The sequence below is a fragment of the Bradyrhizobium sp. UFLA05-125 genome (genome assembly GCF_059803515.1).
On record NZ_JBANBJ010000140.1, the window covers coordinates 1 to 8,353 of the forward strand.

5 protein-coding genes are annotated in these 8,353 nt (G+C 61.0%); 1 reads left to right on the forward strand and 4 read right to left on the reverse strand.

Translation table 11 applies throughout. The features are described 5' to 3' along the window. The first annotated feature begins 108 nt into the window (after positions 1–108). Complete coding sequence (locus SO156_RS45150; protein ID WP_498539366.1) at positions 109–1,533, forward strand: radical SAM protein; 1,425 nt, start codon at positions 109–111, stop codon at positions 1,531–1,533. Between the two features lie 7 nt (positions 1,534–1,540). Here SO156_RS45150 and SO156_RS45155 read toward each other — a convergent pair whose 3' ends face one another. The 4 genes from SO156_RS45155 to SO156_RS45170 form a co-directional block, all read right to left on the reverse strand. Further along, on the reverse strand, positions 1,541–3,226 hold the full coding sequence (locus SO156_RS45155; RefSeq protein ID WP_498539367.1) for a hypothetical protein: 1,686 nt from the start codon (positions 3,224–3,226) through the stop codon (positions 1,541–1,543). Further along, positions 3,223–3,654 (reverse strand): hypothetical protein, encoded by a 432-nt coding sequence (locus SO156_RS45160; RefSeq protein WP_498539368.1) that lies wholly within the window; start codon positions 3,652–3,654, stop codon positions 3,223–3,225. The genes SO156_RS45155 and SO156_RS45160 overlap by 4 nt, the downstream gene beginning before the upstream one ends. Before the next feature lie 40 nt (positions 3,655–3,694). Continuing rightward, positions 3,695–4,693 carry a hypothetical protein gene (locus tag SO156_RS45165; RefSeq protein ID WP_498539369.1) on the reverse strand — a complete coding sequence of 333 codons (999 nt, stop codon included), beginning with the start codon at positions 4,691–4,693 and terminating at the stop codon, positions 3,695–3,697. 422 nt (positions 4,694–5,115) lie between these two features. Continuing rightward, entirely contained in the window at positions 5,116–7,407 is a 2,292-nt protein-coding gene (locus SO156_RS45170; protein ID WP_498539370.1) for a P-loop ATPase, Sll1717 family, read from the reverse strand. Between the last annotated feature and the right edge of the window lie 946 nt (positions 7,408–8,353).

Genomic DNA, 8,353 nt, shown 5'->3' on the forward strand with positions numbered 1-8,353 from the left:
GGTCCAAGTCGAGACTATCACGCCGGACCTCAAGAAGGCGGGCCGCGTCGGAGCCCGGCTTTGCGGCTACGGCACTAATATGTGTCTCGCCATCATCGACATCGACAAGTGACGGCGCGGCCCCGCTTCCGATCGTCGCGCTACAATTTCTGCGTTCCGATCGGCGAGGACAGCGTGCTGTACAACGCGTGCAGCGGCGCCTCAATCCGGGTGGCGGGCGGCGACGCGGCCGATCTTGCACGCCTGCTTTGCGGTCCGCCGCGCGGCATTCCGGCGCGAGTCATCCCGCGGACGCTGGCCGCCACGCTCCGTCGCGGCGGTTTTCTGATCGAACAGAGCTTCGACGAGCTCGGCACGATCCGAGAGCGCTATCGAGCGGCGCGCGGCCGGACCCCGATGGTTCTCACCCTGACGACGACGCAGGACTGCAACCTCGGATGCTACTACTGCTATGAGGCGAGATCCCGCGACTCCCTCGACGAAGGCGACGTGCTTGCGATCGTCGGTTGGACCCGGGAGCGTTTGGCGGCGTCGGGAAAAGACAGCCTCCACGTCGACTGGTACGGCGGCGAGCCTCTTCTCAACATCGATTTCATCGACGCGGCCTCCCTCGCGCTTCAGGCGCTTTGCGAGAAGATGGGCGTCAGCTATTCCGCGTCCGTGATCTCGAACGGGACCTGTTGGCCCGATGATGTCGCCGGTTTCGTCCGCCGACACCGCATCCGGCAGGCGCAAATCTCCTTCGACGGGCTCAAGGCGAATCATGACAAGCGAAGGCGATATCGAAAGGGCAGGGCACCAGATCCGGGCACTTCCTCGTTCGAGCAGGCGGTCGCCGTCGTCGATCGATTGCTCGACGTCGTACGGGTCGACCTGAGGTTCAACGCCGATCACGGAAACCAAGGCGATCTGGAGGGATTCATCGGCTTTTGCCGAGATCGTGGTTGGTTCGATCGCCCGTTTCCGTGCATCTTCCAACTCGCCCGAATATCCGACTTTTCCGAACGCGCCGGCTTTCTGAGCCGCACCAAGCTTCCCGAGGAAGAGTTCGAGAGACTGCGCGAGAGGGCTCGCCACCTGGTTCCGGATGAGGCGACGTTGGACGAGACGACGACCCGTTCGCTCTATCCGTTGCCCAGGACCTCTGTATGCGCGGCGCTCGCCGACGACTCCATCGTCGTCGGCGCCGACGGACACCACTACCGGTGCGGGCTCCAGGTCGGCGAGAAGAACCGTCCCGTCGCGCTGCGCGGCGCGGACGACAAGATGACGCCCGGCCGCGATGCGGACTGGTGGACCGCCTTCGACCCGACGCTCCAGCCGAACTGCAGCCGTTGCTCGTTCCTACCGATCTGTTGGGGCGGCTGTCCGAAGAAGCATTTGGAAGGGGATTCGCATTCCCTTCATGAGCAGAGCTTGTACTGGCGAAAGGCACTCCCGCAGAAGATCGCGTGGCAATTCGGCGTGGCCCTCGAAGAGAGCGCGTTCAGTTTTACCGAGGCCGACCAGTTTCGACCCACCTCGCTCGAGTAAGGACCGTCTAGTTCGGTCTTAGGATCTGGATTTCGAACGGCTGCCGCGTCCAGCGTTTCGGCAGCGCCAACTGGTCGTGGCCGCAACTGCAACGGGTCGACGCCCGAAGCGCGGAAAGGCGCCGGCGGCCGCACTCCCGACATCGGCAGGCGAGGGCGAACCACGTCGCGTAGATGAACACGACGGGGAGGCACAAGATCAGCACGTCCATCATGAACGAAGGGGTCGAGAGGCTCGCGATCGTGAACGCGCCGACGACCAGAACGGCCGAGATCGAAACGTCGGCGCCGCTCCACCTGCCGGCGTTCTCTTCTCCGACGGCGGCGATCCGGATCGCGTTGAGCCAGGCGAGCAGAGCCAATATCGCCGTCGTCATGAGCGCGATCCGGCCGCCCCCCGACAGCGTCCCGGTCCAGATCCGTTCTGCGATCTGGCCGAACGAGAACTCGCGGCGGATGCCGAACAGGATCTCCAGCACGATGCGCGGAACTTGCGTCGCTAGACCTGCAACCAGCGCGTAGAGCGGGACGAGCAGGGCGTATCGCCTCGCGTCCAGAAGCAGACCCAGTCCCAGCCTTGCGAGGTCGGCCCGCAAGACCGTGTACAGAAAAACTCCGGAAGCGAAGGTCAACCCGACGTTCCAGACCTCTCTCGATATGCCGAAGAAGTCCCGCCAACCGGCCGCGAGCAGTAATGTCAGCGGCTGCAAGCCCGAGACGACCAGCGGATACAGGACCGCCGAAAGCAGAATCAGATCACGGCTCCGGATCACTCGCGCTCGGGCCGACGGGTTCGGATGCAGCCTGAAGAAGTCGGCCAGACGATCGAATGGCGGGAATCTCGCCGGCCTTCGGTCGGCGAAAATATCGGCCAGCGCATCTGTGCCCGCAAGCTGGGAGCCGCGGAAGTCGTGTATGTGTTCGCGTCGCACCACGAAGAAATACGAATAGACGAACACGATGGCGGAGGAGAGGAGCAGCACCGCGAATTGCGAGGAGAGCCCCGCGTAGATCGTGCCATCGAAGACCGGGACGAACCCACCGTAGGCGGGTCGGCTGCCGAAGCCCCGACGGTCTATGAAGCCTAGGACGAGGCAGAATATCGCGATGCTCCACGCCAGGATTCGAAAGTGCAGCACGATGGCGCGCCGGGCGCGGATTTCGAGCCGCGTCTCGGCGAGCTCCAGGTGAGAGACCTCGTGCCCCAGCATCGCTTCGAACGCGTTCGGCCGATCGCGCTGACGTGCTCGCTGGTCGAGGCCGACGACGACGACATCGCCGGTCGGCTTGCCGCGTTCCCTCGCTTCCAACGCGTCGGCATTCTTCGGCGTGTAGAGCAGGGCCGGCGGCGTGGGCAGCGTCGAGCGGCCTGCGATGCCAAGCAATACCGAACGGATTTCGTCGAACGAGGGATTCGTGGCCGGTCGCTCAAGCTTCGCAGCCGCACTTTCCCCGCGACGCCATCGCCTCAGCGATGCGGCCGCGATCGTGATCGCACCGGCGACGGTGAGGCCGATCATGGACAGCACAACGTTGCGATGGATGAGGTCGCCCATCCATCGTATAGGATAGCCCTCCCACAACTTCGCGAGGAAGAGATATTGCATGCCGATGGTGATGGCGATCGCCACGGCGGCGGCCCAGTCCGAAATGCCGAAGCGAGACAGCAACCGCGCCGGATGCACGGCTTTCATTTCTTCGGCCCGACCTTGGCGAACAGTTTCGCGAAGCCGGCTTCCAGTTTCGCCTTTTCGGCGGATGAGAAGCGGCTCTTGTTGATCGCGGCGGTGATGTCCTTGCGGAGCGTTTCCACATCGTCTTTCGTGGCGCGACGATCGAGAAGCCGATCGAGGAGCGAGCCGACCGCCGTCTTCGCCCTGTCCTTGACCACGTCCTTGGCCACGTCCCCGAAGAACGCCAGAAGGAAAGGAGCGACCATTGCCGCGAACGTCGCGATTTCCGGACCACCGATGAAGCGTCCCTCGTCCTGCGCGTCCGCTCGATGCCACTCCTCCACCATAGCGTCGAATCCGTCCTCCACGACGAACGCGTCGCCAGGTTCGACCTCGGTAACGATGGCCAATGCCCATTTCTTGAGGTTTTCGCGATCGACTTGAATCATGAGCTATCTCCAAAAGAGGAAGGCTGCGGGGTAGCGACCATCAGCAATCGTTGTCGGGACGCTGCGGGGCCGCAATACATAGTCGGGCAATGGGGCGGTCCGGCAGCGGCTCGTTCAGGACGAGACCGGGTTGGCGGTTCCATTCGACCTGTTGAAGGAACGGCAAGGCGACCTCCGACTTGGAGTTGCACGACTTCAGCGGAGCGATCAGCGCCGAGCCCGACCGGCTCCAGCCGGCGAAGTCGACGGCAAAGCAGTAGTCCCGCGGCATCTGCTCGGTGCTGTCGTCGACGGTAGCCACCAGAGTGTTGATCGAGCGGCTGCCCTGAGGTGTGATCAGAGTTCCTCCGATCATCAGCCTGTATTTTATGCCGACGAAGATTTCGGCGACGTCGGATCGCACGGCCTGACCGCTCCACTCGACAACCGTCCGCAAGCGATTCTTTCCTCGATATTTCCGGTTGTTCGCAACGTCGTGGAGTTCCTCGGCGCTGAAAGTGACGTTTCGAACGTCGGCCAATACCGCCTTCTTGGCGGTCCGACTGCTGGTATCCACGTTTTCGAGGAAGACGCTGACGCTTTCGGTCGCACCCTTGGCGTCCCACTCGATCTTGACCGTATCGAGGTCAGTCAAGGCCAGATCGGCTCCGCCTCGGGCCGCGACGGGAGGCCTCGGCACGATCGAGAGGGGCTCAGGTCGGGCGATGAGCCATATGCCCAGGCCGACGAGGGCCGCACAAACGAGGAGAACGATGACCGTCACGGCGTTGTGCAGGATGACGATGAGACGGATCAGCCGGACGTCCTGATCGTTCACCGCGCTACGCACCGTCGTGTCGCGCTCGATCAATTGCCCGATGCGTGCCGGTGTGAGGGACGCGTAGTCCTTGATTTCGACGTTGGGCGCGGCCCGTAGCTTCTCGATCACGCCCTTCATCAGATCGCCGCCGATGCGGTACTGCCCCGCCCAGAGGTAGACGAAGAAGCCGGCGATGCCGAGGACGGCAGGCAATCCCTTCAGGAAGACGAACGCGTCCACTAAAATCACCTCCTCAAAAGGTGGAGTGTGACTCAATGAGTATTTGCATGACAAGTGGCATGCACGCACTTCCGATCGCGAGCGGGCCGAGTGCGACAGTCCGTCGTCTCCGTAACGGCGACTTGCGCGGATTCCCGCTCCGAGGCCGCCCCGCCTGATCCAGAAGGCGCCCCCTTTGCCGGATCAGGCGGAAGCCAACAGAAGACGCGACGGTCCGTTGAGCGTGAACCGGTACCGGCGGGCGACGTCCAGGCGCCGGCTCGTCCACCAATTTGGTGGGCCTTCGTGGCTCGGCCACCGGATTGAACGCGGGTGTCAAACGTTGCCGAAGAGCTATTTCGTGCCGTGGTTGGCTCTCAGGCCAGTACAAGCTGCGGCCTTAACCTTCTTGGCCACGGGAGGCACCTACCGCGGAAGCGTTCCTAGCCGCCCGTGGCCACGAGTGTAGGATGAAGTACGAATTCTGCGTTGTCGTTGTCCCGGATGAGAGAGGCGAGGTACTGCCGCTTGTAACCCACGTCGAAGATATATCGCGGTGCCCCGTTATCGAGCACGCCCAGGCTTCCGTTCCAGAGCATAACGTCGATGAGTTTGACGATGTCATCGGTATTCTGGATCTTCTTGCCAGCGATATATTTGATCTTTCCGCGCGTTAGTCCGTTCTTTTGCTGCACGATCTCGAAAAGAAGGCTTGCGCCGTGAATGACAAGATCAGATATCTCGCGATCTAAGTCTTCCAGGACCTGCCAGCCAAGTTCGGTCAACGCCTGGCAATAGTCTTCCTCCTCGATCCGGTCGCGGCCGAACGTCAAGGCACGCCGCCGCGCGGTCTCGAACAGTCGGATGAGGTACCGGGGGCGCATTAAGCTCCCGTCGATCAGGAAATCCAGCACCGGCTTTCCCTTGACGGTTGCGACCGACGCCCGTGACCAGATCGTCGACCAATCCCCGGTGATGTGCGCCGCGCTCGATCGAAGTCGCTCTTCGAATAGCGTCTTCATCAAGGCTCGATCCGTCCATTCCAGGCTTTGCACTGCGAGCTTGCCGTAATCGGCCATTCCGCGGACTAGAAATTCGTACACGTCGCTGCGAACGAAGATGGCCCAGGAGAAATCCAGCTTCTGACGGCTGAATTTCCGTGCGATTTCCTGCATCGATTCCGCCAGACCGATGACGATCAGCGCGTCGTCATCGGTGAAGCCGCCCGGCGTCCAGAAGCGATCGAGGTTGTCGAACAGGAAGAACACTACGCCTTTCAGCCTCAGGTACCCCAAAACCTCTTCGCGCAGCAGCCGCACGTCCTGCCCGTAGATCGCTTCCAGCACCTTGCTCGAGTCGATCTGCTGGAGGTCGTCATTGACGATGCTGCTTTTCCCGAAACGGTCGATCACGTTCTGGGACAGGCGCTTGAGACGCTCGGAGAAATCACCGACCCCGGTGTCGACCCGTGACTCGAAAAGATACTTCAGCTTGGTGTAGCCGGGGAGCAATCGCGGATCTCTGAGAGCTCTGACCTGGTCCTTTTCGAGGAGCTTGTAGGCGATCTCGAGCCAGAGGACGTATTCCCAGAACGCCGCGATGACCTCCTTCCGGGTCCCGCGGCTCAGTTTGTCGAGAATGAATTCCTTCATCTTGACCAGCTGATGCCCGTCTGGAATCAGGTCAATGACGATATTTTCTTTCCTGGCCCGCGTGCGATCGCGGACCTGCAGAAAGACCGCCGTCTTACCGCTTCCCTTGCGGCCGACCAAGACATTGGCTTCTCCTCCGAGCGTCCGGCGATAGGCGTCGGTCTCCAGAAAGTGATCTGCGAGCGCCGCCGCTTCGTTTTCGGCAACCGGATCTCCACAGCTGAGGCGTTCCAGCAGGCCCTCAGTCTGCTGTTTCACGGTCACGAACTCGTTCTGCGCGTCCGCGACGGTCGTTCTGAACGCGGCGATCAGATTGTCGATGTCTTCGAGCTTCCACCACCGGTCGGCTTTATCCTGGAGATCGAGCGGCAACGACAGGGATTCGTGCGCGATGAGAAGAGCAGGGATCCCGCGCCCTTGGGCGACGCCGTAGATGAACACGGCTCGCTGGTTGTTGCGCATCGCCTCGTCCGACGTGCCGTCCATCCAGAATGCGATCACGCCAAACGAACTCACGACGTTCTCATACGCTTCGCTGGCGTTTAGCCGGCTAATCTCCGCCGGATTGGAATTCCTGAACTTGATGCGCGCGATCTTCTTGACGGCGCTCGTCGTCCGCTGGCTTGAGTCGGTCGGGGTCGATGGTTGCAGGATGAAAAGCGGCTGATCCTTATGCTTGGCTACGTCGCCCCAGCGCGAAGTTTCATCGGCTTTGCCGAGTATCTTGGTCAGCGGTCGTTCGTAGTCGTACCCGTCGTAGCAGAGCGTGTCGATGAGTCCGATATCGCGGACCGGCTGGAAGTTTTCATGGGTCGAACGGATCAGTCTTGTCGGCAGCCCGAGACCTATTGCGAACCCCAGTTCGTAGGTCACGTTGTGGTTAACCTTGGAGACGTCGGCTACGAACGAGTCGGCGTCCTCGACCCAACTTTCGACGGAGCGCGCGATCGGCGAACCCGAAGTGTCAAGATCGCACCAAGGGATGACCCGACGATCGGGCGTGCTCGCAGCTTCGCAAGCCTTCTTGATGAGGTTGGAATGGAAGTCGTTCCCAGAGGCATACGCTACGAAAACTGTCGTCATGGCTTCGAATCCAGAGTTCGCTCAACGTTCGGCCTTGCGAGGTTGCGCTCGCTGAAGGTCGGCTTGATTCATGTTTCGTTCGGGTATCAATTTCGCAGCGAAGCCAATGGCTCGCCGCGATCCTATGTCGTCGGTACCGGCGCTTATAGAGCCGGGAGGCACCCAATCGGGGTAGGGGCCTTTTATTAGGGGGCGCGAATTGCTCGTCGCCGCAACGAAAGCAAGAACGCAGCCCAGAGTATCGCAAGGAGGAAATGACGACGACGGAAGCCGGCAACCATCGACACACACATCGCAATCTCCAGCTACTCAAATATCCACTTTCGCAAGGCATGACTTCCAATTGCTTCATTCAAGCAGTAGCGCATGTCCCAAATGGGAGGCGTCGGCACAAAAATGCGCCGCTGAAGCCCATCTCCTAGGCGGCATCCACGGAACTGCAGCGAGCGTGCCGTGTCTACTGGCTTCGTGAGCCGCGTAGCGAAAATCGCCCCAATACTGGAACAATCGGCCCGCTCTTTGAAGAGTAAGATTTGTACGTTGCGTGCCAGCGGCAACCTACAACGCGATGCGCCCTCCTTGCGCGTATCCGTCAAGAGGTGGAGATTTTCGTAGGTAGCGAGTGGTAACAAGTGTCGTGCTTCGAACGCTGCCGCCAGCTTCTCGCAGGAATATTAGACTCGCTTCTGCACTGGTATCACGCGTTTTTTGGCGCGGTCATGCAGGATTGCTGCTGTCCCGCGCCCCGCATCGAGCTTTGCGCACGCGGACGGGCTCTTTACGGGCATAACTGGCCATGGACCGAACAACAGAGGACTGAAAATCAGTTCGCGTGACAACCAGACGCGTGTTAAAGAATCGTGACAACTTGGAGCGTGAGACACGCACATGAAAAAAAGCGACGTGACTTGTTCTAAGTGCGGCGCTGGTTTTCGTCGTCTCGAAC